The 26,220-nt window shown below is 66.1% G+C and carries 25 protein-coding genes and 1 other RNA gene; 18 read left to right on the top strand and 8 right to left on the bottom strand.

Annotated elements, in window-relative coordinates:
• Positions 1–33 precede the first annotated feature (33 nt).
• The 12 genes from HMPREF1316_RS05110 to HMPREF1316_RS05055 all read left to right on the top strand — a co-directional run bounded on the left by HMPREF1316_RS05110 (position 34) and on the right by HMPREF1316_RS05055 (position 12,023).
• Entirely contained in the window at positions 34–1,524 is a 1,491-nt protein-coding gene (locus HMPREF1316_RS05110; RefSeq protein WP_040651507.1) for an FtsW/RodA/SpoVE family cell cycle protein, read from the top strand.
• A 4-nt stretch (positions 1,525–1,528) separates the two neighbouring features.
• A complete protein-coding gene (murG, locus tag HMPREF1316_RS05105) occupies positions 1,529–2,659 on the top strand; it encodes an undecaprenyldiphospho-muramoylpentapeptide beta-N-acetylglucosaminyltransferase (protein WP_021725839.1) in 1,131 nt (376 codons plus the stop codon).
• A gap of 83 nt (positions 2,660–2,742) precedes the next feature.
• Positions 2,743–4,167, top strand: coding sequence for a UDP-N-acetylmuramate--L-alanine ligase (gene murC, locus HMPREF1316_RS05100; RefSeq protein WP_021725880.1), 1,425 nt, complete (start codon positions 2,743–2,745; stop codon positions 4,165–4,167).
• Positions 4,168–4,175: 8 nt separating this feature from the next.
• The gene (murB, locus tag HMPREF1316_RS05095) at positions 4,176–5,099 is read left to right on the top strand and encodes a UDP-N-acetylmuramate dehydrogenase (RefSeq protein WP_021725831.1); all 924 of its coding nucleotides are present in this window, start codon (positions 4,176–4,178) and stop codon (positions 5,097–5,099) included.
• Positions 5,100–5,244: 145 nt separating this feature from the next.
• A complete protein-coding gene (locus tag HMPREF1316_RS05090) occupies positions 5,245–6,147 on the top strand; it encodes a cell division protein FtsQ/DivIB (RefSeq protein ID WP_198009591.1) in 903 nt (300 codons plus the stop codon).
• 550 nt (positions 6,148–6,697) lie between these two features.
• Positions 6,698–7,822 (top strand): cell division protein FtsZ, encoded by a 1,125-nt coding sequence (gene ftsZ, locus HMPREF1316_RS05085; RefSeq protein ID WP_040651437.1) that lies wholly within the window; start codon positions 6,698–6,700, stop codon positions 7,820–7,822.
• 1 nt (position 7,823) lies between these two features.
• Entirely contained in the window at positions 7,824–8,627 is an 804-nt protein-coding gene (locus HMPREF1316_RS05080) for a purine nucleoside phosphorylase YfiH/LACC1 family protein (RefSeq protein WP_021725938.1), read from the top strand.
• Between the two features lie 10 nt (positions 8,628–8,637).
• Entirely contained in the window at positions 8,638–9,366 is a 729-nt protein-coding gene (locus tag HMPREF1316_RS05075; RefSeq protein ID WP_084620859.1) for a YggS family pyridoxal phosphate-dependent enzyme, read from the top strand.
• 48 nt (positions 9,367–9,414) lie between these two features.
• Entirely contained in the window at positions 9,415–10,185 is a 771-nt protein-coding gene (locus HMPREF1316_RS05070; protein WP_021725772.1) for a cell division protein SepF, read from the top strand.
• A 3-nt stretch (positions 10,186–10,188) separates the two neighbouring features.
• Positions 10,189–11,010: a pyrroline-5-carboxylate reductase gene (gene proC / locus HMPREF1316_RS05065; protein ID WP_021725924.1), complete on the top strand. Its 822-nt coding sequence runs from the start codon at positions 10,189–10,191 to the stop codon at positions 11,008–11,010.
• 3 nt (positions 11,011–11,013) lie between these two features.
• A complete protein-coding gene (locus HMPREF1316_RS05060; RefSeq protein WP_021725809.1) occupies positions 11,014–11,253 on the top strand; it encodes a YggT family protein in 240 nt (79 codons plus the stop codon).
• Between the two features lie 71 nt (positions 11,254–11,324).
• Positions 11,325–12,023, top strand: a complete 699-nt coding sequence (locus HMPREF1316_RS05055) for a DivIVA domain-containing protein (protein WP_021725902.1) — start codon at positions 11,325–11,327, stop codon at positions 12,021–12,023.
• A gap of 141 nt (positions 12,024–12,164) precedes the next feature.
• Here HMPREF1316_RS05055 and HMPREF1316_RS05050 read toward each other — a convergent pair whose 3' ends face one another.
• The 4 genes from HMPREF1316_RS05050 to rnpB all read right to left on the bottom strand — a co-directional run bounded on the left by HMPREF1316_RS05050 (position 12,165) and on the right by rnpB (position 15,815).
• Positions 12,165–13,088: a TIGR03915 family putative DNA repair protein gene (locus HMPREF1316_RS05050; protein ID WP_051332919.1), complete on the bottom strand. Its 924-nt coding sequence runs from the start codon at positions 13,086–13,088 to the stop codon at positions 12,165–12,167.
• On the bottom strand, positions 13,057–14,439 hold the full coding sequence (locus HMPREF1316_RS05045; protein WP_021725891.1) for a putative DNA modification/repair radical SAM protein: 1,383 nt from the start codon (positions 14,437–14,439) through the stop codon (positions 13,057–13,059). The genes HMPREF1316_RS05050 and HMPREF1316_RS05045 overlap by 32 nt, the downstream gene beginning before the upstream one ends.
• 112 nt (positions 14,440–14,551) lie before the next feature.
• Positions 14,552–15,193 carry a uridine kinase gene (gene udk, locus HMPREF1316_RS05040; RefSeq protein ID WP_021725846.1) on the bottom strand — a complete coding sequence of 214 codons (642 nt, stop codon included), beginning with the start codon at positions 15,191–15,193 and terminating at the stop codon, positions 14,552–14,554.
• A 271-nt stretch (positions 15,194–15,464) separates the two neighbouring features.
• Positions 15,465–15,815: RNase P RNA component class A (rnpB, locus tag HMPREF1316_RS13180), an RNA gene on the bottom strand.
• Positions 15,816–15,975: 160 nt separating this feature from the next.
• Between rnpB and HMPREF1316_RS05035 the strand changes: the two genes are divergently transcribed.
• From HMPREF1316_RS05035 to HMPREF1316_RS05025, 3 genes are read left to right on the top strand one after another with little or no spacing between them, the layout of a single operon-like run.
• On the top strand, positions 15,976–16,614 hold the full coding sequence (locus HMPREF1316_RS05035; RefSeq protein WP_021725895.1) for an IMPACT family protein: 639 nt from the start codon (positions 15,976–15,978) through the stop codon (positions 16,612–16,614).
• Complete coding sequence (locus HMPREF1316_RS05030; protein ID WP_021725824.1) at positions 16,614–17,465, top strand: HAD family hydrolase; 852 nt, start codon at positions 16,614–16,616, stop codon at positions 17,463–17,465. The genes HMPREF1316_RS05035 and HMPREF1316_RS05030 overlap by 1 nt, the downstream gene beginning before the upstream one ends.
• Positions 17,466–17,517: 52 nt before the next feature.
• The gene (locus tag HMPREF1316_RS05025; protein WP_021725873.1) at positions 17,518–18,750 is read left to right on the top strand and encodes an MFS transporter; all 1,233 of its coding nucleotides are present in this window, start codon (positions 17,518–17,520) and stop codon (positions 18,748–18,750) included.
• Here the strand turns inward: HMPREF1316_RS05025 and HMPREF1316_RS05020 are convergent.
• Positions 18,742–19,392, bottom strand: coding sequence for an HAD family hydrolase (locus HMPREF1316_RS05020; protein WP_021725913.1), 651 nt, complete (start codon positions 19,390–19,392; stop codon positions 18,742–18,744). The genes HMPREF1316_RS05025 and HMPREF1316_RS05020 overlap by 9 nt on opposite strands.
• A gap of 71 nt (positions 19,393–19,463) precedes the next feature.
• Here HMPREF1316_RS05020 and HMPREF1316_RS05015 point away from each other — a divergent pair, with 71 nt between their 5' ends.
• On the top strand, positions 19,464–19,832 hold the full coding sequence (locus HMPREF1316_RS05015; protein WP_021725933.1) for a VOC family protein: 369 nt from the start codon (positions 19,464–19,466) through the stop codon (positions 19,830–19,832).
• A 79-nt stretch (positions 19,833–19,911) separates the two neighbouring features.
• On the opposite strand, the gene HMPREF1316_RS05010 is transcribed toward HMPREF1316_RS05015, so the two are convergent.
• Positions 19,912–21,387 carry a C1 family peptidase gene (locus tag HMPREF1316_RS05010; protein WP_021725838.1) on the bottom strand — a complete coding sequence of 492 codons (1,476 nt, stop codon included), beginning with the start codon at positions 21,385–21,387 and terminating at the stop codon, positions 19,912–19,914.
• 200 nt (positions 21,388–21,587) lie between these two features.
• Here HMPREF1316_RS05010 and HMPREF1316_RS05005 point away from each other — a divergent pair, with 200 nt between their 5' ends.
• Positions 21,588–22,448 (top strand): HAD family hydrolase, encoded by an 861-nt coding sequence (locus HMPREF1316_RS05005; RefSeq protein WP_021725911.1) that lies wholly within the window; start codon positions 21,588–21,590, stop codon positions 22,446–22,448.
• 48 nt (positions 22,449–22,496) lie between these two features.
• Here HMPREF1316_RS05005 and HMPREF1316_RS05000 read toward each other — a convergent pair whose 3' ends face one another.
• Together HMPREF1316_RS05000 and HMPREF1316_RS04995 are read right to left on the bottom strand one after the other, a co-directional pair.
• Positions 22,497–23,978 carry a glycoside hydrolase family 32 protein gene (locus HMPREF1316_RS05000; protein ID WP_021725792.1) on the bottom strand — a complete coding sequence of 494 codons (1,482 nt, stop codon included), beginning with the start codon at positions 23,976–23,978 and terminating at the stop codon, positions 22,497–22,499.
• A 118-nt stretch (positions 23,979–24,096) separates the two neighbouring features.
• On the bottom strand, positions 24,097–24,957 hold the full coding sequence (locus tag HMPREF1316_RS04995) for an AraC family transcriptional regulator (protein WP_021725871.1): 861 nt from the start codon (positions 24,955–24,957) through the stop codon (positions 24,097–24,099).
• A 140-nt stretch (positions 24,958–25,097) separates the two neighbouring features.
• Here HMPREF1316_RS04995 and HMPREF1316_RS04990 point away from each other — a divergent pair, with 140 nt between their 5' ends.
• On the top strand, positions 25,098–26,204 hold the full coding sequence (locus HMPREF1316_RS04990) for an ABC transporter ATP-binding protein (protein WP_021725782.1): 1,107 nt from the start codon (positions 25,098–25,100) through the stop codon (positions 26,202–26,204).
• Positions 26,205–26,220: the final 16 nt, after the last annotated feature.

Here is a 26,220-nt window from a genome sequence, read left to right as displayed (position 1 = left end):
ATGGCACGCCGTCGACGGACAGACACCGCGCGCTTGAAGGGAGGCGAGCAGGCCCCCACCCGCACCGCGTACGGGGAACGCTCGGCCCGCCTCATCATGGGCGTGCCCGCGCGCATCATGATGCCACGGCTCGTCTTTTTGGTGACGGCGCTGGCCCTGCTCGCCTTTGGCCTGCTCATGGTGTATTCCAGCTCGTCGATCACGGCGCTCTCCAGCGCGGCCTTGGGCAATGACCCCACCTATTACCTCAAGCGCCAGGCGCTGTTTGCGGGGCTGGGCATCCTGGGGGCGGCCGCCATCGTGGCGTTTGGCTACCACAGGCTCCTGGGGAGGCTCATGCGGCCCCTCTGGGGTGTGACCATACTCCTTCTGGCGTTCGTGCTGCTGCCCTTTGCCGGCAGGGACGCCTACGGCGCGACCCGTTGGATCTCCCTGGGGCCCTTCTCGCTGCAGCCCTCGGAGTTTGCCAAGATCACGGTCATCCTGGTGGCCGTCCGCCTCTTCGACCGCTTCTACGTCGCCCGTGACATCGATCAGCGCACGTTTCTCAGGGGGGTGGCCCTGGGCATCGCGGTGCCCCTCGTCCTCATCATCTGTCAGCCCGACAAGGGCACGGTCATGGTCATCGCGCTCTCGCTGGTGGTCATGGCCTACATCGCGGGCTTTCCCGTGCGCTATCTCCTGCTGTTCTTGGCCGTGGGCATCGTCGTGTTCCTGGCGCTCTCGCTCAAGGACGACTACTCCCGTGCGCGCCTCATGGCCATGCTCGATCCATGGTCCGATCCCTACAACAACGGCTACCAGCTCATCCAGGGCTTCTATGCCTTCGGCGCGGGTGGGCTCTTTGGTGTGGGCATCGGCATGAGCAAGCAGAAGTACAACTACCTGCCCTTTGCGCATAACGACTTCATCTTCGCCGTCATCGGGGAGGAGTGCGGCGTCGTGGGCACGGTGGGCATGCTCGCGGGCTTTGCCGTGCTCCTGTGGGCGGGCTATCGCATCGCGATCAATGCGCCCGACCTCGCCGGCCGGCTCGTGGCCATGGGCTGCTCGTCCATCCTGGTCATACAGATGCTGCTCAACGTGTGCGGCGTCATCGGCATCTTTCCCCTGTCGGGCAAGCCCATACCCTTCGTCTCGTATGGCGGGTCCTCCATCATGTCGAGCATCATGATCGTGGGGCTCGTCTTCTCGGTCTCCAAGGAGTCGCGCATGCCCCTCTCGGAGTATGATGAGCGCCGCAGCGCGTGGAGCGTGACCGCGGCACAGGGCACCCCGCTTGGCCCCACGGAGGGTGCGGGCGCGCCAATGCCGCGTTCGGGGCGCCCTGTCGGGCGTACGGGCTTTCGGATGTATGGCGGGGGCGAGGTGGCATCTCGCGTGCGGCCGACGAAGCCCGCCAACGTGCGCTTGGGAAACGCGCGGGCGCCGCGCATAGACCTTGGACCGGATGCAGGCGACCGCCTGCGCGGCGATGACTCGAAGCCACACGTCAGGGGGACGCGCGGTGGCAAAGGGAGCTGATCTCATGGCGAAGAGCCTGTGTGTGGCCATTGCGGCCGGCGGAACCGCAGGGCACATCAACCCAGCGCTGGCACTTGCCGAGGAACTGCGGGACCGTGGCCACGAGGTGCACTTCTTTGGCCAGGCCACCAGGCTCGAGGCGCAGCTCGTGCCCCAGGCGGGCTTCGACTTCACCCCCATACGGGTCACGGGCTTCGACCGCGCGCGTCCCTGGACGCTCGTCTCCGCCCTGTGGCGCATGCGACGCGCGCAGGCGGCCATCGGGAGGCACCTCGCCGCCACGCGCCGTCCCGACGTGGCCGTGGGCTTTGGCGCCTATGTCGAGCTTCCCCTCCTCAACTGGTGTGCCAGCCAGGGCATCCCCGTCGTGCTCCATGAGCAGAACTCCGTTCCGGGCCTCGCCAACAAGGCGCTTGCGGCCAAGGCCGCGCGCGTGTGCGTGTCGCTCCCCGTCGCCATTGACGCCTTCAGGGAGCGCGTGGGTGCCGCGACGCAGATCGTGGTCACGGGCAATCCCGTGCGCTCCAGCGTCATCAGGGCAAGCGGGGCGGCCGGGCGTGCCCACAACGACATCCCGGCCGACGCCACGCTGCTTGTGGTCTTTGGCGGCTCCTTGGGTGCGGCACACCTCAATGAGGGCGTCATCGCCCTCAAGGACGAGCTTTTGGGCCGCGAGGGGCTCTACCTCATCCACTCCACGGGCCAGAGGGACTATGACCATGTGGTGAGTGCCCTCGACCTCACGGACGAGCAGGCAGGTCGTTGGCAGGTGCGTCCCTACATCGATGCGATGGGGGAGGTCCTGGCGGCATCCGACCTGGTGCTCGCGCGCGCCGGTGCATCCTCCATCGCCGAGATCGCCGCCTTGGCGGTTCCCAGCATGCTGGTGCCCTATCCCCATGCCACGGCTGACCACCAGACCACCAATGCCACCTACCTCGTTGGGGTGGGAGCCGCGGTCATGTTGGCGGATGATCGGATCGATACGCCCGCGTTCTCCCATGAGCTGCTCTCGCTCGTGGATGATGGCGCCCGGCGCGAGGCGATGCGTGTGGCGGCACGTGGCCTCGGTCAGGATCGCGCCGCCTCCGCTCTCGCAGACCAAGTGGAGAGTGCGGCGCAGACGGCCGGGTAAGCCGATCGATGAGCTAGAGTAGTCAAGGCACAACCGAGTGCCCCTTCTCACGTTGCCATCGACTTTGGGAGGATCCCCCCATCATGTCCATCACCACCTCGCAGGACTTCAAGAGCGCACACTTCATCGGCATCGGTGGTGCGGGCATGAGCGGCATCGCGCTCGTGCTCCATGAGCGTGGCTATGCCGTGACGGGTTCCGACCTCAAGTCGTCGCGCTATGTGCGCGACCTCGAGGAGGCTGGCGTCAAGGTGTATGTCGGCCATGCGGCAGGGACCGTCGACGAGGTCGCGCCCGACGTCGTGGTCATCTCCTCGGCCATCCCCGAGACCAATCCGGAGGTCGTACGCGCTCGTGAACTGGGCATCCCCGTCTGGCCACGCGCAAAGATGCTCTCTGCGCTCTCGGATGGCGCCGAGACCATCGCCGTCGCGGGCACGCACGGCAAGACCACCACGTCATCCATGATTGCCACCATGCTCGACCACCTGGGCAGGGATCCCTCCTTCCTCATCGGGGGCATCGTGGAGGAGTACAGGACCAATGGCCGCAATGGCAACGGCGGCTACTTCGTGTGCGAGGCGGACGAGTCCGATGGCTCCTTCCTCTACCTCAACCCCAACGTGGTCGTGGTCACCAACATCGAGGCGGATCACCTGGATCACTACGGCACGCTCGAGAACATCGAGAGGACGTTCTGCAAGTTCATGGACCTCGTTGGTGACGATGGCGCCGTCATCATCAATGGAGACGTGGAGCACTATGTCGAGCTGGCCACGTCCACGGGGCGTCACGTCGTCACCTATGGCTTCGACGAGTCCTGCGACTATGTCTGCGCACGCAGGAAGGTCGTGGGTGCCCACAAGCTCGAGAGCGACCTCACCGTGCGCACGCCTGCCGGCACCAGCGTGAACGTGAGCCTCATGGCTAACCCGGGGGACCACAACATCGCCAACGCGACGGCCGCCCTTGCGGTCGCGGACGTCTGCGGCTTCGACATGGGCGAGGCCGCGTGCGCCCTCTCGCGCTTCAAGGGCGCACATCGCCGCTTCACCCACGTGGGGGACGTGGATGGCATCACCGTGGTGGACGACTATGGCCATCATCCCACGGAGATCAGGGCCACGCTCACTGCCGCCAAGGCGCTGGGCTTCCGGCGGATCGTGTGCGCGTTCCAGCCCCACCGCTACAGCCGCACCCAGGCCCTTGCCGACCAGTTTGCCACGGCCTTTGACGATGCGGACGTGCTGGTGGTCACGGAGGTCTTCTCGGCGGGGGAGACGCCCATCCCCGGCGTTTCGGGCAAGGTGGTCGCCAACCAGGTGAGCGAGCGGGGACACGTGGCGGACGTGAGCTTTGCCGCCAACCCACGCAAGCTCGTGGAGCGCCTGCTTGCGGTGTGCCGGGAGGGCGACCTGCTCATCACCCAGGGTGCCGGCGACATCACCGCCATCGGGCCCGCCTTCATCGAGGCCAGGCACGAGGCCGACGCCGCGGCCCGGGCCTAGGCGGCTGGATGGGGGACGTGGGCATCTACAACGCATACATGACCCTCTCGGGGGCGTATGACGCGGACGTCACGCGCGACGAGCGCATGGCGCGCCGCACGACCTGCCGCATCGGTGGGCCGGCGGCGCTCTTCTGTCACGCTCACAGCCTTCAGGCGCTCAGGAAGGTCCTTGCCGTTCTCGCACACGAGCACGTGGAGTGGGTCATCCTGGGCAAGGGGTCCAACATCCTGGTCTCAGACGGGGGCTACGATGGCTGTGTCATCGAGTTGGGGAGGGAGTTCTCGCGCATCTCGTTCGGGGACGATGGCATCGTGACGGTGGGGGCGGCCGTTCCCCTGTCCAGGCTCGTGCGTGAGACGCTCTCGCATGAGCTTGCGGGCCTGGAGTTCTGCATTGGTATCCCGGGGACGCTGGGCGGTGCCGTCTCGATGAACGCGGGCACGCGCCGCGACTGGATCTCGCGGTGCATCGAGAGCGTCGTCACCTGCGACCTGCACGGCATGCTGCACCGCCTGTCGGCAGACGAGGTGGCATGGGGCTATCGCACCACGTCCATCGACCCCGCGTCGGTGATCCTCGAGGCAACGCTGCGCCTGCGGGGTGGCACCAAGAGGGACATCTCGGCTCGCATGAACGCGCTCATCGCCCACAGACAGCGCACGCAGCCCGTGGGCAGGCCCTCCTGTGGCTCCGTGTTCCGCAACCCCGCGGAGGGTTCCGCCGCGTCGCTCGTGGAGGGCTGTGGCCTCTCGGGTGCGCGCGAGGGTGCCGCCCAGGTGAGCGAGAGGCATGCCAACTTCATCATCAACACGGGTGGAGCCACGGCTGACGACGTGATCAGGCTCATGACGCGCATGCACGACGCGGTCATGGACACGTACGGCACGGACCTCACGCCTGAGGTTAAGTTCCTGGGATTCGGGGCCTAGCATGGCTGGCATGCGACCCACACGGCGCGGCTCCACCCCACGGCCACGTGCTGCCCCGGGCGTGAGCACGCACAGGACCAGCTCCCGCCCCACGAGGCGGGGGGGAGCGCCCAGGCGGGTGGGGCGCGTGGGCGCCCGGGGCGGCTTGCACCCGAAACGGGACCGTCGTTCCGCCAGGCGCGAGCTCACGCCCGACCGCCGCGGATCGGGTGCCGAGCGCTCCCAGAGGTATCTCCCGATACGACGCCTCATCATCGGCACCATCGTCATCGCCTCCCTTGCGCTCGTTGGGCTGCTCGCCGTGCTCATCCTCTCGTACACGCCCGTCTTCACCATCACGGGCGTCGATGCCGACGCCACCGCTCACATGGACTCCGACTCCATCGTGCGCCTCGCCGCCGTGGATGACGGCGCGACCCTCCTCAACCTGGACGAAAGCAAGGTCACGAACAACCTGCGCAAGAATCCCTGGGTTGGGTCGGTCGAGTACGTGCGCGAGTTCCCCGATCGGCTGCGAATCGTGGTGTATGAGCGGGACATCGAGGCCATCGTGGTCATGGGCACCGGAAGCGTGGCGTGGTGCCTCGGGGCAGACGGCGTATGGGTGGAGCCCTATCCCATCGACGTGCCCGACGGCTCGTCGATGGGCGACGTGGCGCTGGGCGAGGCGCAGTCGCTGGGAGTCCTGCTGATCACCGACGTGCCGGCGTCCGTCAGTCCCGTTGCGGGCACGACGGCGACCGATTCGGTCATCACGGCCGTCAGCTCGTATCGCAATGGCTTCTCGAGTGCCATGAACGCGCAGGTCGTGAGTTATTCCGTCCCCAGCCTGGATTCGATCGCGTGTACGCTGTCGAGCGGCGTGGAGGTGTCGCTGGGGGCACCTACGGACATCGAGGCCAAGGAGACGGCCGTGGGTGCCATCCTCGCCGCGCACGAGAACAAGGTGACGTACATCAATGTGCGTGTGCCCTCGTCACCCACGTATAGGGCCATCGCCTCGGACGACGTGCAGGCGGGGACGGGCGCCACGGGCTCTGCGACCTAGGGGACGTACGGCTGTGGGGTGTCGGGGCCGTGCGCATGTGACGTGCAATCGAAGTCAGAGACCCACAGGCAGATGGCTTGCCGCCTCTGCAAGCACCGAGCTGCCCTCCCCACATAGTGAGGAAGGCTCGGGGGAGGGGCGCGTCCACCGAGCCATGCGCCATCCCTGTCCCTCGGATGCTCGCAAACCCTAACCCTCAAGGCCTGCCTGAGGGACTCAAGGGTTCTAAAAACAGGACTCTACCTGCTGACTTCATGGAACGAACAAATTTGACAGCACAAGGGCCTCCGGTGTGCAAACATGACGCGCCTTGTATAAGCCATAGGGTTCTACCTGAGGTTTAGGGTTGCTCATCCAGCATGTTGGCTGCGCGATTCACAGGCGGGAAGGTTCGTTGCACACGAAGTAAGGTCAAACCATGAAGTCGAAGACAAAGGCGCGCCGTCTCGATGTCGAAGCCAACCGTGGCTTTGCCACCAAGCAGGGGCTGGCGAGTGTCCAGGGGGCAGAGGCGGCCGTCTCCGCTGCCGGCGCCGAGCAAGGAGGAGCAATGATGGACAACGACATTCCGAGCAACTACATGGCCGTCATCAAGGTGGTGGGCGTAGGCGGTGGCGGCACCAATGCCGTCAACCGCATGATCGAGGAGGGCATCCGCGGCGTCGAGTTCGTTGCCATCAACACCGATGCGCAGGCCCTCGCCATCTCCGATGCCGACATCAAGGTGCACATTGGCCAGGACATCACGCGCGGCCTGGGCGCAGGTGCCAACTCCGAGGTGGGCGCCGAGGCGGCCGAGGACTCGCATGACGAAATCAAGCAGGCCCTTGCCGGTGCCGACATGGTCTTCATCACCGCGGGCGAGGGTGGTGGCACCGGCACCGGTGCCGCTCCCGTCGTTGCCGACATCGCCAAGAACGATGTGGGCGCCCTGACGGTCGGCGTCGTCACCAAGCCGTTCTCGTTCGAGGGACGTCCTCGCTCCAACCGTGCCGCCGATGGCATCCAGTCGCTCTCCGAGAGCGTCGATGCCCTCATCGTGATTCCCAATGACCGCCTGCTCGACCTCTCCGAGAAGAAGACCTCCTTCCTCGAGGCGTTCCGCATGGCGGATGACGTGCTGTGCAAGGGCACCCAGGGCATCACTGACCTCATCACGGTCCCGGGCCTCATCAACCTCGACTTTGCGGACGTCTGCACCATCATGCGCGGTGCCGGCACCGCCATGATGGGCGTGGGTACCGCCTCTGGCGACAACCGCGCCACCGATGCCGCCGAGGAGGCCATCGCCAGCCGCCTGCTGGAGAACTCCATCGATGGGGCCACACGCGTGCTGCTCTCCATCGCCGGCAACAAGGACCTGGGCATCCAGGAGATCAATGACGCCGCCGACGTCGTTGCCAAGAACGTCGACCCCGAGGCCAACATCATCTTCGGCACGGTCGTCGATGAGAGCCTGGGCGACCAGGTGCGCGTCACCGTCATAGCCACGGGCTTCAAGGATGCCAACATCCAGCAGCCACTGCCCACGCTCTCCGCGGATCGCTCCCGTAGCGCCAGCCGTCCCGCTGCGCCCGCCTCCAAGGCCCGTACGTCCAGCCCCTCGTCCTCCAATCAGAATGGCGAGAACAAGGAGTTCGATATTCCCGAGTTCCTCAAGCGGAGCCGCATCTAGCATGTGCTCCATGCTGCGTGAGCGACACGGCGGGCATGGTGTGACCCTACTTGGCGGGACCGACCGCCCAAGTGGGGTCACGCTTGCATTCACCGAGCGTGCGGGAGGGGTCTCGACAGGGGCGTGGTCCTCGCTCAACCTGGGCTCGGCCTGCGGCGACGATTCGGCGCATGTGGCCGAGAACCGTCGTCGCGCGCTCGAGGCCATGGGGTTTGCCGGTGGCCTCGGGCGGCTGGTTGTTCCGCGCCAGGTGCACGGTGACCATGTGGTGTGCGTCACCGCGAATGACGACGCGTCTGTCGCGCGGGCACGCGAGGAGGCCGCGGCTGGTGCCGATGCCATCGTCTGCACCGTGTCCGACGTCGCCGTGATGCTGTGCTTTGCGGACTGCGTCCCCGTGGTGCTGACCGCTCCTGATGGCTACGCCGTCGTGCATTCGGGTTGGAGGGGAACGCTCAGGCGCATCGCCGCGACCGCGCTTGCCAGGCTGTGCGAGCGGTCGGGCGCCGCACCCCAGGACGCGCGCGCCTACATCGGACCCCACATCATGGGAGAGGACTACGAGGTGTCCGCGGAGCTGCTCGATCGGTTCGTGGGAAAGTTCGGCCCGCGGGCCCGCGCCAGCGAGCGCCATCTCGATCTGGGGGCCTGCGTCCGCACGGCCCTCGTGGACGCGGGGCTCCCGCAGTCGGCCATCGAGGGCACGGGCATCTCCACGCCCCGGGCTACCGACCGCTTCTATTCGTACCGAGCGGAGCGGGGTGCCTGTGGCAGGCATGCGGCCGTTGCCTTCAGGGAAGGGTAGGGTGATGAACATGGCAGACAGTCCGGAGGGCTATGATGCCTTCCTACGTGAGCGACGGGCCCAGATCATGGGCCGCATCGCCGATGCCGCCCGGCGCTCGGGTCGGAGCGCGGGGGACGTCGCGACCCTCGCCGTCTCGAAGACGGTCGGTCCGGACGAGGTCTTTCGGGCCTGGCAGGCGGGATGGCGCGCCTTTGGGGAGAACCGCCCGCAGGAACTCAAGCGCAAGCTGGCCGGCGTGGCGGCACATCCCGAGATGGCCTCCGTTCGCTTCGACATGATCGGCAACCTGCAGACCAACAAGATCAACCAGGTCATCGGTAACGTCGCGCTCATCCATTCAGTCTCCTCGGAGCATCTTGCCTCGTCCATCTCCAAGCGTGCCCGGGCGCGTGGGCTCACGTGCGACGTGCTGCTGGAGGTCAACGTGAGTGGGGAGCAGTCCAAGGGCGGGTTCTCTCCCGATGAGGTCACGGCGGCCATGGACGCGCTCATGTCGCTTGAGGGCATCGCGATCTGTGGCCTCATGACGATGGCACCGGCTCACCAGCCGGACCGGGCACGCAGGACCTTCTCGGGCCTGCGCGAGCTGGCGGAACGGCTGCGGGGTGAGACGGGCCTCGCGCTCGATGTGCTCTCGTGTGGGATGAGCGACGACTTCCCCATCGCCATCGAGGAGGGGTCGACGCTGGTGCGGCTTGGCAGGGTCGTGTTCAGCGATGGATACCGGCTGGGATAGAATTAGTCACGAGGAGGGTGCCGCACCGCGGCAAGGAAGGTGGGAACCATGGGATTCTTCGACAACCTCAGGGACAGGCTCCATCCGCAGGATGACGGCTACTATGATGACGACGAGTACGACGAGTACTACGACGAGGGATCCGATGCGCGCCCCGCGAGGCGGGGTGTCGCGTCGCCGGACCCTGGCACGTCCGGTGTCTTGGGCAACACCCGTCGCCCCGAGGCCGAGAGCGTCTCCGTCTACACGCGCTCCGGCAGGCCTGTGGACAACAACCGTGGCGGCGGCTCGTATGCCCAGCAGGCGGAGGGCTATCGCCCCGCCGCACCAGCCCGCCGCGCCCCCGAGCGCGAGTATGCTCCGCGCGAGCGCGAATACAGCCGCCGCAATGACTACAACAACGCCTATGGCGCGGGTGGCTACACCCAGGAGGAGACCGCACCCGTCGCCTCCCACGGCGCATCCGTGCTGGGTAACACCACCGATGGCAGTACCCCCGCCGACATCGGCCTCAAGCCCATCCCGCGCCAGAGCACCTCGGGCAAGCTCCCGCCCTATGTGCTCAAGCCCGCATCGTACGATGATGTCCAGATGGTGGTGCGCCGCGTGCGCACCGGCCAGCCCGTCGTGCTTGCCTTCAAGAACACCAACATCGACACTGCCAAGCGCATCCTCGACTTCTGCTTCGGGCTGTCCTGCGGCATCTCTGGCTCCGTGGAGGAGCTGGGCGACCGCGTGTTCGCCGTCATCCCCCAGGGCATCGAGCTCTCGCAGACCGAGGTCGACAAGCTCGTGCAGGACGGAACCATCGAGAGGTAGGACATGCCCCCTTCCACAGAGAAGACCATTGCCGTTCTGGGTGCCGGTGCGATGGGCGGCTCCATCGCCCGGGGCCTGGTGGCGTCCCACACCGTTGATGCCGCGCACGTGCTTGCGTGCGACCCCAGCCAGGACAGGCTGGACAGCCTGGCGCTCCTGGGCATCCAGACCTTCGCAAGTGCCCAGGACATGCTCGCGGGTAGCCTCGACGTGCTCGTCGTGGCCGTGAAGCCCCAGGTGCTTCCTGCCGTGCTCGAGGACGTCGCGGACAAGCTGGAGGACAGGCTCGTGATCTCCATAGCCGCTGGCGTCTCGCTCGAGACGCTCACGGAGCTCGTGCCCAGCGCCCGCCTCGTGCGCGCCCTGCCCAACCTGCCGGTGCAGGTGCTCTCGGGCGCCACGGCCCTCTGCCTGGGCGACACGGCCACCCCACAGGACGGGGAGCTCGCCGTTGCGCTGTTCTCGTGCCTGGGCTCTGCCCATGTGATGCGCGAGGACCAGCTGGACGCCGAGGGCGCCGTCGTGAGCTGTGGTCCCGCCTACGTGGCGCTCTTTGCCGACCTCATGGTGCGCGCCGCCGTCGAGCACGGCATGACGGCCCCTGCCGCCCGCGAGATGGTGCTTTCCACCATCTGTGGCGTCTCACGGCAGCTGCTGGGGTCGGGCGATCATCCGCGCGCCTATATGGAGCGTGTGACCTCGCCCGGCGGTACGACCGCCGCTGGCCTGCGCGCCATGGAGCCCATCCTGTTCGATGCCATCGAACGGGGCGTGGACGCAGCGCTCGAGCGCACGGGCCAGCTGGCCGACAAGGGGAGGGCATAGCCCATGCCCGTCCTCCTGAGCCGTCTGCTCACTGCCTATCAGCTCCTCATCTTCGTATGGGCGCTGCTCTCGTGGATCCCCTCCCCGAGCGGGGCGCTCGTGGAGCTCCGTGCCACGTTGGGCAAGGTCGTCGAGCCCTTTGTGGGCATATTCCGGCGCTTCATCCCCATGGCGGGTGTTGTGGACTTCTCTCCATTTGTTGCTATCATCGTGCTGCAGCTCGTTCAGCGTCTTTTGCTGTAGGCAAATGCGATAGACTGTCGGACGTCAGTAATGCATGAATGCTGCACCATCGCAATTCGAAAGGGGCAAAGATGGCTATCACTCCCGCAGACATCGAGTCGATGACGTTCTCTGAGGCCAAGAAGCACGGTTACAGCACCGAGGAGGTCGATGCCTTCCTCGATCAGGTTTCCACCGAAGTCGATGCCATGCTCAAGAAGATCGCGGATCTCAAGGGCCGTCTGAACAACAGCGAGCAGCAGCTTGCCGCTGCCCAAGCTCAGGTCGCACAGCTCCAGGAGCAGCAGAGCGAGACCATGGCCGCCCCGGCTGTCGAGTATGTGCCCGCCCCCGCCCCCGCCGCCTCCGGCGAGAGCAGCCTCTCTGCCACGGAGCGCCAGATTTCCCAGGTGCTCATCGTCGCCCAACAGAGCGCGGACAAGATCGTCTCCGACGCCCGCGCCAATGCGGAGACCATACGCTCCGAGGCCGACCAGAAGGCGCGTGAGGTCATTCGCCAGGCCCTCGCCGAGAAGCAGAGCGAGCTGGATGAGATCGATCGTCTCAAGCAGTCGCGTGAGGAGTTTCGCAACGAGTACAAGAAGCTCCTGCAGCACTTCATCGATGACGCCGACTCCGTCTTCCCCCAGCGCAGCCTGGTGACTCCCAACGGCTCCGCTGCCGCCAGCGTCAGCATTCCCGAACCCCAGGCTGCGGCCCCCACTGCAGGCGGCACCGTTCCCTCGTATCAGCCTGCGGCGAGCGACACCAACTTCAGCGATCTCGACTAGCGGGCGGGCACCGAGCCTGGTCTCAGCCAAGCCAGACATCCTCCCGATGGGATTCCTGGGGAGGGACGGCGCGGTGCGTTGTCCCTCCCTTGTTGCAGCCTGTTGTAGGCATGTGGTACCTCCCGCCCCGCGGCGGGGCGGCTAGGCGTCCGCGAGCTCCGTGAGGTTCTTCCAGAGGCGCTTGGGCATGAGGCCCACGCGGAGGTCATATCCGCGCTGCGAGGCGTCCCGCCCCGGAAGGGCCACGGCGCCGTAGAAGTTGCGCCAGAGCATGCGGGCAAGCTCCTCGTCCCCCGCAACCTGGCGTCCACGATCCAAGAGGCCATCCAGGAGGGCGCCCCTGACGGTGAGCAGATCCGCCCGCTTGGCACCCCACTGGTGGAAGGCGGCAACATGGTGCACGGGATCCACGATGAAGAACCGTTCCGTTGGCATGCGCCTGACGAAGTGCTGTGCGGTGAGGGGGATGGTGTTGGCCGTGGGCTCGAAGCGCGCCATCCAGCTGCCATCCGACAGGTGGGAGAAGCGAACGAACTGACGCGTGTGCTCGCACTCGGAGAGGGTGGAGCGGGCCAGGCGATTGAGCTCGAGACAGCGCCCGTCCGCCACGAGGTCGAGGAGGGCCGTGCCGCGGGAGAAGCCCAGGCGCACATAGCGGTGGATCGCCTCGGCCGCCCCTGCATCGTCCGTGGCGGCAGCCAGGACCAGCCGTCGGGCGCAGGTGGCCCCGCAGCGCTGCCGGAAGCCTCCAAGGACGCGGGTGGCCAGCTCCACCATGCCCTCCTCGCTGGGGGAGGGCGCCTCGAGGTAGGCTTCCCCGATGCGCGGCTGGGCGGCGCCGCGTGCGACCAGGCGCAGGCGGCGAGCGTCGGCATGGGCCAGGTACCCCAGGCCCGTGGCGGCAAGGATGCCCTCGAGCGAGGGATCCACCGCTACGGCGACCGGGGACCCGCGCCCGAGGAGCCCCGCCAGCTCACGGACCGTGTCCTCGAGGATGGGGGAGAGGGGATCCCTCCTGCGCGGGACGGCTGCCTCAGAAGAGGGAGAGCTGGCCTTCTGCCGCACGACGTGCGCGGTTGTAGCGGGAGGACGTGGCATCGCTCACCACCCTCTGTCGGATGAGCTCGGCGTCGAGCGGGCTTTCGCGGTCGCGGACTCCCGAGCAGGTGAGGAAGTGACGGGCCCGCTTGAGGGTGACCCCCAGCCTTCTGAGGTCGCCGAAGTCCAGGCGCTGGGCGCGACGGGCGCTCATGATGCGCCGGGCACCGACGGGCCCCACGCCCGGCACGCGCAGGAGCATGGGGAGTGGGGCATCCATGACCTCCACGGGAAAGCGGGCGATGTTCCTGAGCGCCCAGGCGAGCTTGGGATCGAGGTCCAGATCGAGCCAAGGCTCGGTGGGGGTGGCCAGCTCGTCGGGCGAGAAGCCGTAGTAGCGCATGAGCCAATCGGCTTGGTAGAGCCTGTGCTCGCGCCTGAGGGGCACGGGCGTGTCCCTCTCGGGCAGCCGGGCATCCTCGATCATGGGCATATAGGCGGAGAAGAAGATGCGCTTGAGGTCGAAGTGCTGGTAGAGCGCTTGCGAGAGCCGCAGGACGTGATGGTCGCTCTCGGGCGTGGCGCCTATGATGAGCTGGGTTGACTGCCCCGCTGGGGCAAAGCGCCGACGTGCCGTGGGCACGGGGCTGGGGGACCTGCCCAGGGTGAGCGCGTTCGCGTTGACGAGCAGCGAGCGCCCATCGCGCTGACGCCCCTGCGGGCGATGGGACGGGATCCCCGTCCCGCGGGCGGCCCCGGACGCAAGGAGGCGCTGCCCCTCTTGGGCATGTCCCTCGGCGATCTGCCGCATGGGGGCAAGCACGGCTCGCTGGCCCTTCTGGGGGCAGAGGGTTGTGAGCGAGGCGGCACTGGGCAGTTCCAGGTTGACGCTGAGCCTGTCCGCCAGGCGGCCCAGGGCCTCCACGAGCTTGGGCGACGTGCCCGGTATGACCTTGGCGTGCACGTAGCCGTTGAAGCGCAGCTCGTCCCTGAGGATGCGCAGGCACGCGATCATGCGCTCCGAGGTGGCGTCCGGCGTGCCCAGGACGCCGGAGGAGAGGAAGAGACCCTCGATGTAGTTGCGCCTGTAGAAGTCAACCGTGAGCTGTGCGAGCTCGTGTGGGGCAAACGTGGCCCTTTGGCAGCGGGCACCCGATCGGTTGACGCAGTAGGCGCAGTCGTAGCTGCAGGCATTTGACATGAGCACCTTGAGCAACGTGATGCAGCGGCCGTCTGCTGTGAAGCTATGACAGCAGCCCGCAGGGGAGGTGCAGCCGAGCCTCCCCGCCTTGGGCCCGCGACGTGCGCCAGAAGAGGTGCAGGCGGCATCGAAGCGGGCCGCCTCCGCCAGTATCGTGAGCTTGTCCATGACATCCATGCGCCCTCCCCAATGCGGAACACTCGTTCGCCTTCTTAGTATAGGCGATGGCCCTGAGGACGTACACATGTTCTATGAATAGTGAGAAGGCTGACACAGGCGTCCGGGGCCACTATGCCGAGTGGGAGACGCCACCACCCGTGTGTGCCGCGATGCGGTTGATCAGCATGTCGATGGCCACCTCGTTCTGGCCGCCCTCGGGGATGATGACGTCCGCATAGCGCTTGGAGGGCTCGACGAAGGCCTCGTGCATGGGCTTGACCGTGGTGAGGTACTGGGAGATGACGCTCTCGAGCGAGCGGCCGCGCTCGCGCACGTCGCGCTGGATGCGGCGCAGGATGCGCACGTCGGCATCGGCGTCCACGTAGATCTTGATGTCCATCTGGTCGCGCAGCTCGGGCGCGTGGAAGATGAGGATGCCCTCCACCACGATGACCCTGGCGGGATGGATGGTGAGGGTCTCCTGCGAGCGGTCGTGGATGGTGTAGTCGTACACGGGGCACCGTACCGTCCGCACCTGGCGCAGCGCCGCAAGGTCGCGTACCAGGAGGTCGGTGTCGAAGGCGTCGGGATGGTCGTAGTTGAGGCGGGTGCGCTCCTCGAACGAGAGGTTGTGATGCGCCTTGTAGTAGTTGTCGTGGTAGATGACCACCACGTCGGAGCCGAAGCGCTCCTGGATCCTGCGGGTGATGGTGGTCTTGCCCGAGCCGGTGCCCCCGGCGATGCCTATGACGATGGTGTCGTTTGCCTGCATGCTCTGACCCGCCCTTCGACCAACCAGTATAGGCCAGATTGGCCGGCGTCCGCATGACCCACGCGTGCGGCCTCTGCTCCCGTATGAGTCGTATGCAATATTTGAGGGCATAGTTTCCATTGTCGTGTGGGCAACAACCCTTGTACCTGCATGAACGAGACGGTTTTCACGGCCGTGTCCAAGCCTCTACGCCTATGTTTGCGAACGACTCGTCCGGGCCAGGGAAATCCGACGGTGCACGGCAGCCCATGCAATCTTGTGTGGATGGCAGCTGCGAGGCGGGCCGGTAAGCCGGGTTCTGTCGTGGACGACCATCTATCTAGGGCCTTGCGTTGCCGCAGGCCTCGAGCGCGCAACCCGAGCGCGGTGCGGGCCACACCATGGCGCTCCTATTTGCGCTTGCTCCGGAAGGGGCTTGCCAAGCCGCCTGGTCGCCCAGGCGCTGGTGGTCTCTTGCACCACCGTTTCAGCTTTTCTCTCATCCCCAAGGGGACAGCGGGAGTCTTCTTTTCTGCGGCGCTTTCCGTCGGGTCACCCCGCCTGGCCGTTAGCCAGCTTCCTGCCCTCAGGAGCCCGGACTTTCCTCGTGACGCACACGTCCCGCGGTCGTCTGGCCCACCTCGCAGCGTGCATTGTACCATACGGTTCGTACGGCCCTGGGAGGTGGGACGTGCGCGTTGGATTGGGAGCCTCACGTCTGCCCAGGTGCGATTTCTCGGATGCCATCCAACGTACACTTCTGTCGTTCGGTTCTGCTAGCGTAGGCAGCGGGGGAGGTGGACATGCGAAGGTCGTTCGACACGATTGCGGTAGGCGTCGTCGCACGGGGCGAGGTGGAGGAGCGCAGGAGCCGCTTCATCGCGCACATCACCCATGTGGAGGGCGAGCGCGAGGCCCGCGCCTTCGTGGATTCCGTGCGCAGCTCCCATCGCGACGCCCGTCACAACGTGCCCGCCTGGGCGCTCTCGGATGGTCGCGAGCGGCGTTCGGACGATGGGGAGCCACAGGGCACGGCCGGCCAGCCCATCCTCGACGTGCTGCACGGTGCGGACCTGGCCGACGTGTGCTGCGTGGTCACGCGCTACTTTGGCGGCACGCTCCTGGGGTCAGGGGGCCTTGCGAGGGCCTACGCGGCCGCTGTCCAGAGAGCGCTCGAACAGGCGCGCACGGAAGGCTCCATCGTGCGCATGGCGCTCGTGACGCGCGTGACGGCCACCGTACCCTACGGCGCCTATGGCAGGGTGGAGCGTCTGGTGGCCACGTGCGGCGGCAGGGTGCGCGACACCATCTTCGCCGAGGACGTGCAGATGAACTGCGTGTTTCTGAGCGGTACCGAGGAGGCGTTCGTGTCTGCGCTCGCCGAGCTGTCGGCGGGACGCGACCTCTGCCTGGTGGGTGAGCCCGCGTTTGGGGAGTTCTGATGGTCGGCCTCTTCGCCAGCGATCTCGACGGCACGCTCTTTGGCCTCACGCACCAGGCGGGCAGGGAGGTGCTCTCGTCCGTGCGCATGGCCTGCGACTCCGGGCGCCACTTTGCCCTTGCCACCGGGCGCACAGTGCGTTCGAGCGCGGCCGTGGGCTTTGGGGACATCCCCGTGGAGGTCGTCTGCGCGAACGGTGCCATCATACTGGGGCGCGACGGCTCGATCGTCCACCACGTGCCCATGGATCCCGCCTTCATCGAGGAGCTGCTCGTCGCATTCCCCGAGCTCCCCCTCGAGTTTGTCACGCTCGACCACACGCTGGAGCGCCGCTCGCGAAAGGAGTCCGAGGCCGCCCGCCTCCGCATGTCCCTCGTGCGGCGCATCGTCCTGCGCGGCATGACACGCGACAGGGGCGAGCGCCTCTATGGCCAGACGCCGGACGATATCTGCTCGCAGGTGGTGGTGAAGGTCAACTATCGCACCGAGCCGGGCGATGACGAGGTGCGCGAGCGCCTGGCGTCCTTCGTCGCGGCCCATGCGGACCAGGCCGTGAATGCCCCCTTCAGCAGGCGCATGTTCGAGATAACCGATCCTACGGCCACCAAGGCGGAGGGCGTCGCCTGGCTTGCGCGGCAGCTGGGCCTTGCCAATGACGAGGTGGCGGTCTATGGTGACGGCGGCAACGACCTCTCCATGCTGCGGCGCTTCGAGCACTCCTATGCGCCTCGCGGCGCCCTCGAGGAGGCCAAGAGGAGCGCGAACGTCGTCATTGGCTCCAACGTGCTCTATGCCGTCCCGCGCCACGTGAAGGCGACCGTACGCCACGAGGGGCCCTTTCAGGTCCCGTAAGCTTCCGGAGGAGCTGCGCTCGATTCGATTCAGATCGATCAGGGGGTATCCCATGAGTCTCGCCGTGCTGCTCTTGGCCAGAGGCGCCTCGCTGCTCGCGAGCTGGATGGTGTCGACGCTCACGCCGAACATGGTCTATTCCATTGGCGGGAGCATGGTCGCGATGGCCTTCCTCATCCTGTGCCGTTCCCTGCCGGCGCTACCCGCCAACGCGGTGCTCGTTGTGCTCAAGCGACGTGGCATCAGGCCCCTGCGCATACTGCAGGTGAGTGAGGTGATGCGGCTCCTGCTGTATGTGCCGCTGCTGTTCGTGACGGGACAGGCGTGGCTGTACGTGCTCTCCGCCTCATGGGCGCTCGTCGAGGCGCTGGTGACCCCCTGCTACTTCTCCCTCGTGCCGAGCCTGTGCAGGCCGGAACAGGTGTCGAGGGCAACCAATCGTCTGCTCACCATCGTGAACGCGGCCTTGGTGTGCGGCCCGCTCGTAAGCTCCGCGCTCTTCTCGGCCTGGGGTCTGAGGCCCACGATCGCATGCGCGCTCGCGCTCATGGTCGTCTCCTCGGTTGCCGCTGGCCACCTCATGCCGCAGGCACAGGAGCCTCAGGGAGAGGGATCCAGCGCGGGTGATGGGATGTCCGCCGAGGGGGACGGCCTCGGAGGGCGGGGCGAGGCGCGGCCCGAGGACACGGCCCACCGGCCGCATGCGTGGGCCCTCCTCCGCTCGCTCGGAGCATCCACGGCCGCGCTCCTTACCATCGACGCGACCTCGGGATTCGCCTTTGGCTCGCTCAATGCGCTCATGCCCATCGCGTCGCAGGTCCAGGCGCTCGACCCCACCGTGCTCTACGGATGGTTTCTCGGCGCGCTCATGGCGGGCATGCTCATGGGGAACGTGCTCTTTGAGCTTGTGGGCTATCGGTTCGAGACGGGCAGGCTCTATCGGGCGCTCACCGTGGGGGCGCTCACCACCTACCTGCTGTTTGGCGTGCTTGTGGGGCCCCTGCTGCGCTGTGCGCTGCTGTTCGCGACCGGTCTGGGCAACTCCATGCAGGACGTCTGCCTCATGACCGCGCTGCAGAGGCGCGCCGCCACTGGCAGGGGCGCCTCCCTCATCGCCCTGCGTGAGTCCCTCGGCTCCGTCGCGGTCACCGTCTCGACGGTGTATGTGGGCGCATGCGTCAGCGTGCTGGGCGTGCCGGGGCTCGTCCTGGTCGCCTATGCCGTCGCCCTCGTCGCCTCGCTGCCCTCGTTTGCGCGCCTGAGGCGCGGCGAGCCGTCACGATAGCCCTCGGCGCGAACGGGGCGGGACCCCTGCCCCCTCGGGCCAGGCGTCACGTTCGCGCAGGTCCCGCTCGAGCCCATCGGCGCCCTCGAACAGGTGTCCCTGCATGCCGGCGGCCTCGGCACCCCGCACGTTGTTGGGATTGTCATCCACGAAGAGGCAGGTGGCGGGATCGAGCTCGTAGCGGTCGCAGAGGAGGGCGTAGATGCGTACATCGGGCTTCATGAGCCGCTCGAAGGCCGAGACCACCCAGCCGTCGAAGAGGTCCCATGTGGGGATGCGCCGGTGGGCGCGCTCGAAGCGCAGGCCGGCGTTCGAGAGCAGGTAGAGGCCCAGGCCAGCCCCATGGATGCGCTCGACCAGGGCGTTGGTCTCGGGAATGGCTGGCTGGTGGAGGTCCCAGTCACTGAGGGCATCATGCAGGTTGCCCCACAGGCGCTTTGGTAGGCTCGCCCGCGCCACGCGCTCCATGGTGGCCTCGTCCACCACGCCCGCATCCAACAGCGCCCAGGTGGGGCTGGAGAACAGGGCCTGGTCCAGGCGTACGGCGTCCTCTTCGCCCTCGGTGAAGATGCGCGCGAAGAGCATCCCGTCGAAGCGCAGGAGCACCTGCCCCATGTCGAGCACCACGTTGCGTACGGCCATGCCAGCCTCCCTGGTATACACTGCTGTCAGTTGGCTCCATGATATCCGTTGCCTAGGTTTGGGAGGACGCCATGAACTTTCGCTTCGTGCATCGCTGCACCCACGTCATCGACCTCGAGGCCACCCGCACCTTCTACGAGCGGGCGCTCGGCCTGGTGGTCGACCACGTGAGTGGCCCTGCGGACGGCTCGTGGTCCAACACCTTCATGACCGACCCGCACAGTGGCTTCCAACTGGAGCTCACCTGGAACCGGGGGCGCACCGAGCCCTATGACAACGGTGGCATGGACACGCACATCGCCTTCGTGGTGGACGACTTCGAGGCGGCCCACAGGCTGCACGAGGAGATGGGCTGCATCCAGAGGGAGAACCCCGCCATGGGGCTGTACTTCATCTGTGACCCCGACGGCCAGTACATCGAGATCCTGCCGGAGCGGTAGGCGATCGCAGGGCATGCACAGGCTGCTCGGATCCCCGTGGCTCCGGGCGGTCTGCCCGCACGCGAATGCTGGGACGGGCCTAGATGCGACGCCTGATGCCCAGGGCGCGGCCCATGCCACTCCAGGGCTCGACCTCGATGTCCCTGCTCTCGTCATCCCACAGCTCGAGCAGCTCGTCGCTCACGTAGCTGCGATGGGCGTCCACCTCGCCGCCGTAGAGGCGGAACCAGTCGGCGCTCATGATGAGGTAGCCGTCCTTGCCGGCGTCCTTGCCCCAGCTGTTCTCCACGCGCCAGGCCTTGGGCGTGCCCTTTGCGTCCAGCTCGACGCCCTGGAAGGTCATGGCGTGGGTCAGCTCGGTCTCGCAGACGTCGATCATGCCCGCACGATCCATGTCGAGGTCGACGCCAAACAGGCCGCTCACGTCCACGGCGTCCGTGGAGAGGACGTGCTTGAAGTCCTCGATGTGGCGAGGGAACTGCTGCATGACGTCGCAGGCCATCGCCACGGGCCTGCCGTCCTTCAGGCTGGCGATCGCCGCCCGCTCGAGCACCTCGGGCGCCACGTTGAGGCAGCGGGTCTTGAGGCCACCGAGGACGGAGTCGCTGCGCAGCACGCGGTAGACCCTGCCATAGGGGAAGCGCCTTGAGGGGATGGAGACGAGCGCCACGTAGGCATCGGGGTCGAACGGCACGTAGCGCCTCACGAACTCGCGCGGCGTCAGGTGGGCGTCGCGCAGGATCTGCTGGGGTTTCTCGTCATCCCTATCGTCCTTGTCACCCGTGTCGGACGTCCTGGGCTTGGGGTCAGGCACGATGGGGGAGAGCCGGCTGGCGTCCGCCTTGCAGTCCTTGCCCACCTTGAGCTCCAGGTCAAAGGTCGTCGGTGGCTCGCCCAGGCACACGCAGAGGATCTGGTGCACGCCAGCCAGCAGCTCCTGCTTCCTGGCCGCAAGCTCGTCTGCAGCCGCGCCGCCGGCGGCCAGCGCGCGCAGCTCGAAGGCGCCCTTGTGCGTCACGCGGTCGAGCTGGTCATCCATCTGGGTGGAGCTCTTGGAGCAGGCGGTCTCGGGCATGGCGTCCTTGGGAACCAGGCCCCACTTCCTGATGATGTTCATGGCAAACGGGTACCAGCCGCCGTCACCCATGCCCTCCTGGAGGATCTCCTGTACCTCACGCGAGTCGGTGGGCTTGTCCGCGGTCTCGATGACATGCTCGAACAGGGCGTTGGCCTTCTCGAGCTTGTCATAGAACATGCCGTATGCCTGGCTGAACTCGAAGCTGTCGACGTCCAGGAAGCGCATGGTCGCCTGGCGCGCCACGTTGAAGGCGGAGAACATCCAGCAGCGGCCACTCTGGCGCTGGTTGGTGACCTCGCCCGTCTTGGGGATGGAGATGCCATAGGTGTCATGGTAGGTGCGCATCTGGGAGATGTCGCGGGCGGCGGCCATCACGTCCATGGAGGTCACGGAGTTGCGGGCCACACGGTTGGCGCGCTCCCGTGAGAAGGAGTCGTTACGCTCGGTTGCCCAGCTGGTGTCGAGTTCGGTGGTCATGCCTGGTCCCTTCGATGTGCGGCGCGGTCTCTCTGTAGCCACGCCATCATACGGCATTGCCCGTGGGTCGGACGTGTGGGGGATGCCGCCGCCCCGCCGCGTACCTGTGGTTTGGGATCGTTGGGTGTTTGCGACGTCCCATCGGCCTCCACCTTGCTACGATGAGCCCATCCGCAACGCGACGATGGGAGCCAGGTACCATGATCAAGCTCATCCTGACCGACATGGACAACACGCTGCTGCCCTTTCAGCAGCCGGCGAGCGAGCGGGCAATCGACGCCATACACCAGCTCACCGAGCAGGGCGTGTTCTTCGGTCCCGCTTCGGGCCGCGACTGGGACTCCGTCCTGGAGTCCTTCAGGGGCGACAGCCGATGCATGCAGACGGCCCTGCTCTCCAACGGTAAGAAGATCTACGCCCACGGGTGCCTCATCAACGAGACGGCGGTGGATCGCGACAGCATGGTGACCATGGCCCATATGGTCTACGACCTGCCCGGCGTGTACGTGAGCGGCAGGGGAGACACAGGTGGCTTCATCTCGGGCACCACGCGCAAGAACCTCATGGGCACGTTCTGGGGCTCCAAGCGCGCGAGCGAGCTCTGCGCACCCGATGACATCCCCGAATTCCCCATCATCACGGCGGGTCTGCACTTCGAGGAGGGCTCCGAGGACGTCGACAACGTCGCCTGGGGCCAGCGGGTGCGCGAGGCGTGCCCCAAGCTCGACCTCATCTCGCCGGGCTCGCGCATGTTCGATGTCGTGCCCAGGGGCTGGTCGAAGGCGTCCGGCCTGCGCGTCCTGCAGATCCTGCTGGCCATCGATGTCAACGAGATCGTCTGCTTTGGCGACTCGGACAACGATGCGCAGATCCTGCGGGCCGCGGGCCATTCGGTCGCCGTCGCCAACGCCAACGACAAGGTGAGGGGCATCGCGCGCCATCACATCGGCCCCTGCGACGAGGACGCCGTGGGCCATGCGCTCGAGGATCTTGCCGATCTGGGAGAGGACGCCTTCGAGAAGTGGGACGAGGCCTACGCCGCGTCCCGGCGGGGGGAGTGAGGCAGGGCCGGGCGGACGGGCCCTGCCGCCTGAGCGGGCGTCGTGGGCCTAGGCCAGCTGGATCTCCTCGTTCCAGCCGGGCATCTTGATGTCGGGCGTCCTGGCGGTCGCGTACATCTCGGCCATCGCGTCCTGCAGGGGGTAGGCAAAGCTGCGTGCCGCGCGCAGCGTGGTCTCCACGGTGAGGTCGGGCTTCTCGTCGGGGAACCAGCGACAGGAGAAGACCTCCTCGCCCCCATTGGCATAGACCTCCACGACCGAGCCATCCACCAGCACGCGCAGGCTCGTCAGTCGCTGCAGGCGGATGAAGCGGTCCGTGCGCCCCGCCGCATGCCTAGCCTCCAGGTAGTTGATGGCCAGGCGGCCCTGCACGTAGCTGATCTGGAACGAATCATCCAGCGTGAGGGTCCCCACGGCGGAGGCGATCTGCTCGAGTGTGATGTCGGCCAGACGCCCCTCGATGTCAAGCGGTTCGTGGCTCTTCAGCACGCACTGCGTGCCCCTGAGCTGCCTGAGTTCGGGGACGGGGTTCTGTTTGAGCAGGTCGGTCTCCTCGTCGCGGGTGACCTCGCGCGGGACGGTCAGGCAGTGCCACCATGCCAGGTTGTCAGGCGTGGCGGAGTAGTTGCCATCGAAGGTGCCCAGCCATCCCACCAGGATCCAGCGGCCCTGCTCGTCCAGGAAGGTCTGTGGCGCATAGAAGTCATGGCCATGATCCCACTCCACGAACTGGCGCTCGTCCACCTCGCGTGTCTCCAGGATACGGCCCTGCAGCGGGAAGTAGCCCGACTGCCACATGTTCTGCCAGCGGTCATAGAGGCTGGGCAGGCCCTGCGGGTTCACGGCGAGGTACTCGTTGCCCTCTATGTGCACGATGTTGGGGCACTCCCACACATAGCCAAAGAAGTACCTGGGGTTGATGGCGTGCGAGAACGTCCAGGTGTACCCATCGGTGGAGTCATAGACGAGCACCATGCCATGGTTGTCGATGTGGCGGGCTCCCAGCAGCATATGGAGCCTGCCGTCCTCCTTCCAGACCTTGGGATCCCGCACGTGCATGGAGCACATGTCGGGATACTTCTCGGCAGAGATGACGACACGCTTGCCCGAGAAGGTGGTGCCATCCTCGCTCTCGCAGGTCAGCACATCGGCATGACGGCCGGCATAGACGAAGTCGAAGTCCTTGTGGTTGTGGTCGGGAGCGGGGCAGATCACGTTGCCGGTATAGAACACGCGCAGCTTGTCGCCACCGTCAGACGCGGTGCCCTTCTCCACGTAGGACGTTCCGGTAAAGACGCCATGCTTGTCATCCTCGCAGGAGGGTTCGAGGGGCATGCCGTCATACGTCCAGTGGATGAGGTCGGTGCTGGAGAACTCGCCCCATGCCTTCTGGTCGATCTCGGGCCAGCCGTGATCGTACTGGTAGAAGAAATGGTAGACGCCGCGGAACTGGCAGCAGCCGTTGGGGTCGTTCATCCAGGCGCGGGGAGAGCGAAGGTGAAACCCTACGTTCCAGGTGCTGTTGGGCATGGTGCTCCTTCTGTCGAAAAGCTCGCAAGAACTATACGGTATCCAGCACAGGGAAGGAGGGGCGAGAATGATTACACGGTTGCGCCAAACCACGAGCCTCGGTTGGATGCCGGGAAACCTACCCCGTGCCTTCCGTCGTGTCCGTCTGTCGCCTCCACTGCCGGGGCGAGACGCCTCGCGCGTTCTTGAAGGCGCGCGAGAAGTGCAGCTGCTTGGAGTAGCCCACCGCCCGACCGATGGCCGCAATCGGGAGCGACGTGCATTCGAGCAGTTCGCAAGCGCGATCCATACGATATCCCATGAGGAAGTGCTGTGGGGTCGTTCCCACGGAGCGCTTGAAGAGGCTGCCAAAGTAGCTACGGTCAAGGCCGGAGTTTGCGGCGATGTCCTCGACCGTGATGTCCTCTTGGTAATGCGCCCCCACGAACTCCAGCGCCTCCCTCACATAGAACTCGCTCATGCCGCCGTTCGTGTCCTCCCGTGGCTTGAAGGAGGACCTGATGAGATGATCCAGGAACAGATAGGCGTGGCCGACCACGCCTAGGGTGCTTTCGCGCCCATGTGCCACGATGTAGAGCATCTCCTGCATCATCATATCCCGCTCGTACTGGGATGTGGGCTGGTAGAGGGGGTAGTCCTGCGAGAAGCCCGCCTGCGACAGCCTCTCGGCCATGCGCAGGCCATCGAACTCGATCCAGAGGTACTGCCAGGGATTGTCGCCATCCGCCTGGTAGGTGGTCACCACGCGGGGAAAGATTATGAATCCCTGGCCCGCATGGATGGGCATGCTGCCCTCCTGACCGTCTGACCGTGTGAAGTCGAGCCTTCCCGTCCCATTGATGACGTAGTGAAAGAGGAAGTGATTGCGCCGTGCCGGACCAAAGGAGTGGTTGGCGGAGCAGCTCTCATGACCGTATTCGTAGGGGACAAGGTCTATGAAGTGACCACCCATGAAGGTGGTGTACACGAAGTCGGGCATGGCCCCTCCGTAGAACATGCGGGAAAATCTAGCATCTGGCTATATATGTATAGCAGAATTCTATATGGAATCCCCTTCATAGTTTGTACATTTATGCCAGTCCGATTGCTTGGGAGGCGTAGACGTAAGGGGAGAGCACTATGGCAGAGGTTATGCTCGAGCACGTCTGCAAGACGTACCCAAATGGGTTTGAGGCGGTCAAGGACTTCAATCTTGACGTAGCCGACAAGGAGTTCATCATCCTCGTGGGCCCCTCTGGCTGTGGCAAGTCGACGACGCTGCGCATGATCGCAGGACTCGAGGGCATTACCTCGGGAACGCTCAAGATTGATGGCAGGGTCGTCAACGGCACGGAGCCCAAGGATCGCGACATCGCGATGGTCTTTCAGAACTATGCCCTCTACCCCCACATGAACGTCTATGACAACATGGCGTTCTCCCTCAAGATGCGCAAGACTCCCAAGGACGAGATCGACCGCAAGGTGCGCGAGGCGGCACGCATCCTCGACCTTGGGCCGCTGCTCAAGCGCAGACCCAGTGCCCTTTCGGGTGGTCAGCGGCAGCGTGTGGCCATGGGTCGTGCGATCGTGCGCGATCCCAAGGTGTTCCTCATGGATGAGCCGCTCTCCAACCTGGACGCGAAGCTTCGCGTCCAGATGCGTACCGAGATCTCGAGACTGCACGATCGTCTTGGGGCAACGATCATCTATGTCACGCACGACCAGACCGAGGCCATGACCTTGGGAACGCGCATCGTCGCCATGAAGGACGGTGTCGTGCAGCAGGTCGATACCCCGCAGAACCTCTATGGCAGGCCCAGCAACCTCTTTGTCGCCGGCTTCATCGGGTCGCCCCAGATGAACTTCATGGATGTCCAGGTGAGCCTAGTGGGCGACAGGGCAATCCTTACCGTGGGCACGCATGCCATCACCTTGGAGGGCGATTGCGCAAGGGCACTCGCTCCCTACGACGGGAAGGTCGTTGTCATGGGCGTGCGTCCGGAGGACGTGCACGAGGCCGGCACGACCGAGGGCCTGCGTCTGAGCGAACCGTTTTCCGCAAAGGTGAGCGTGTACGAATTGCTGGGTGCCGAGGTGATGCTCTACTGCGACGCCGATGGCCTCTCGCTCTCCGCACGAGTGGGTCCGGAGACCAAGGCGGGCGTCGGCCAGACCGTTGGCCTGTGCCTCGACCTCGAGAAGATCCGCCTCTTTGACAAGGCTGGCGAGTACGCCATCGCGCACTAGGTTGGGGGTCTGTGAC

The sequence above is a fragment of the Olsenella profusa F0195 genome (assembly GCF_000468755.1).
GTDB classification, from domain to species: Bacteria; Actinomycetota; Coriobacteriia; order Coriobacteriales; family Atopobiaceae; genus Olsenella_F; species Olsenella_F profusa.
This window is presented reverse-complemented; position numbering and strand designations above follow the sequence as displayed.

Excerpts from the sequence above, each read along its gene's own strand:
- HMPREF1316_RS05070 (WP_021725772.1), top strand. The coding sequence starts at position 9,415 with ATGGGATTCTTCGACAACCTCAGGGACAGGCTCCATCCGCAGGATGAC.
- HMPREF1316_RS05015 (WP_021725933.1), top strand. The coding sequence starts at position 19,464 with ATGAACTTTCGCTTCGTGCATCGCTGCACCCACGTCATCGACCTCGAG.
- HMPREF1316_RS05060 (WP_021725809.1), top strand. The coding sequence starts at position 11,014 with ATGCCCGTCCTCCTGAGCCGTCTGCTCACTGCCTATCAGCTCCTCATC.
- HMPREF1316_RS05000 (WP_021725792.1), bottom strand. The coding sequence starts at position 23,978 with ATGCCCAACAGCACCTGGAACGTAGGGTTTCACCTTCGCTCTCCCCGC.
- HMPREF1316_RS05035 (WP_021725895.1), top strand. The coding sequence starts at position 15,976 with ATGCGAAGGTCGTTCGACACGATTGCGGTAGGCGTCGTCGCACGGGGC.
- murB (WP_021725831.1), top strand. The coding sequence starts at position 4,176 with ATGGGGGACGTGGGCATCTACAACGCATACATGACCCTCTCGGGGGCG.
- HMPREF1316_RS05005 (WP_021725911.1), top strand. The coding sequence starts at position 21,588 with ATGATCAAGCTCATCCTGACCGACATGGACAACACGCTGCTGCCCTTT.
- HMPREF1316_RS05075 (WP_084620859.1), top strand. The coding sequence starts at position 8,638 with ATGGCAGACAGTCCGGAGGGCTATGATGCCTTCCTACGTGAGCGACGG.
- ftsZ (WP_040651437.1), top strand. The coding sequence starts at position 6,698 with ATGATGGACAACGACATTCCGAGCAACTACATGGCCGTCATCAAGGTG.
- HMPREF1316_RS05045 (WP_021725891.1), bottom strand. The coding sequence starts at position 14,439 with ATGGATGTCATGGACAAGCTCACGATACTGGCGGAGGCGGCCCGCTTC.
- murG (WP_021725839.1), top strand. The coding sequence starts at position 1,529 with ATGGCGAAGAGCCTGTGTGTGGCCATTGCGGCCGGCGGAACCGCAGGG.
- HMPREF1316_RS05025 (WP_021725873.1), top strand. The coding sequence starts at position 17,518 with ATGAGTCTCGCCGTGCTGCTCTTGGCCAGAGGCGCCTCGCTGCTCGCG.
- HMPREF1316_RS05055 (WP_021725902.1), top strand. The coding sequence starts at position 11,325 with ATGGCTATCACTCCCGCAGACATCGAGTCGATGACGTTCTCTGAGGCC.
- HMPREF1316_RS05010 (WP_021725838.1), bottom strand. The coding sequence starts at position 21,387 with ATGACCACCGAACTCGACACCAGCTGGGCAACCGAGCGTAACGACTCC.
- HMPREF1316_RS05020 (WP_021725913.1), bottom strand. The coding sequence starts at position 19,392 with ATGGCCGTACGCAACGTGGTGCTCGACATGGGGCAGGTGCTCCTGCGC.
- HMPREF1316_RS04995 (WP_021725871.1), bottom strand. The coding sequence starts at position 24,957 with ATGCCCGACTTCGTGTACACCACCTTCATGGGTGGTCACTTCATAGAC.
- proC (WP_021725924.1), top strand. The coding sequence starts at position 10,189 with ATGCCCCCTTCCACAGAGAAGACCATTGCCGTTCTGGGTGCCGGTGCG.
- HMPREF1316_RS04990 (WP_021725782.1), top strand. The coding sequence starts at position 25,098 with ATGGCAGAGGTTATGCTCGAGCACGTCTGCAAGACGTACCCAAATGGG.
- HMPREF1316_RS05080 (WP_021725938.1), top strand. The coding sequence starts at position 7,824 with ATGTGCTCCATGCTGCGTGAGCGACACGGCGGGCATGGTGTGACCCTA.
- HMPREF1316_RS05030 (WP_021725824.1), top strand. The coding sequence starts at position 16,614 with ATGGTCGGCCTCTTCGCCAGCGATCTCGACGGCACGCTCTTTGGCCTC.
- udk (WP_021725846.1), bottom strand. The coding sequence starts at position 15,193 with ATGCAGGCAAACGACACCATCGTCATAGGCATCGCCGGGGGCACCGGC.
- murC (WP_021725880.1), top strand. The coding sequence starts at position 2,743 with ATGTCCATCACCACCTCGCAGGACTTCAAGAGCGCACACTTCATCGGC.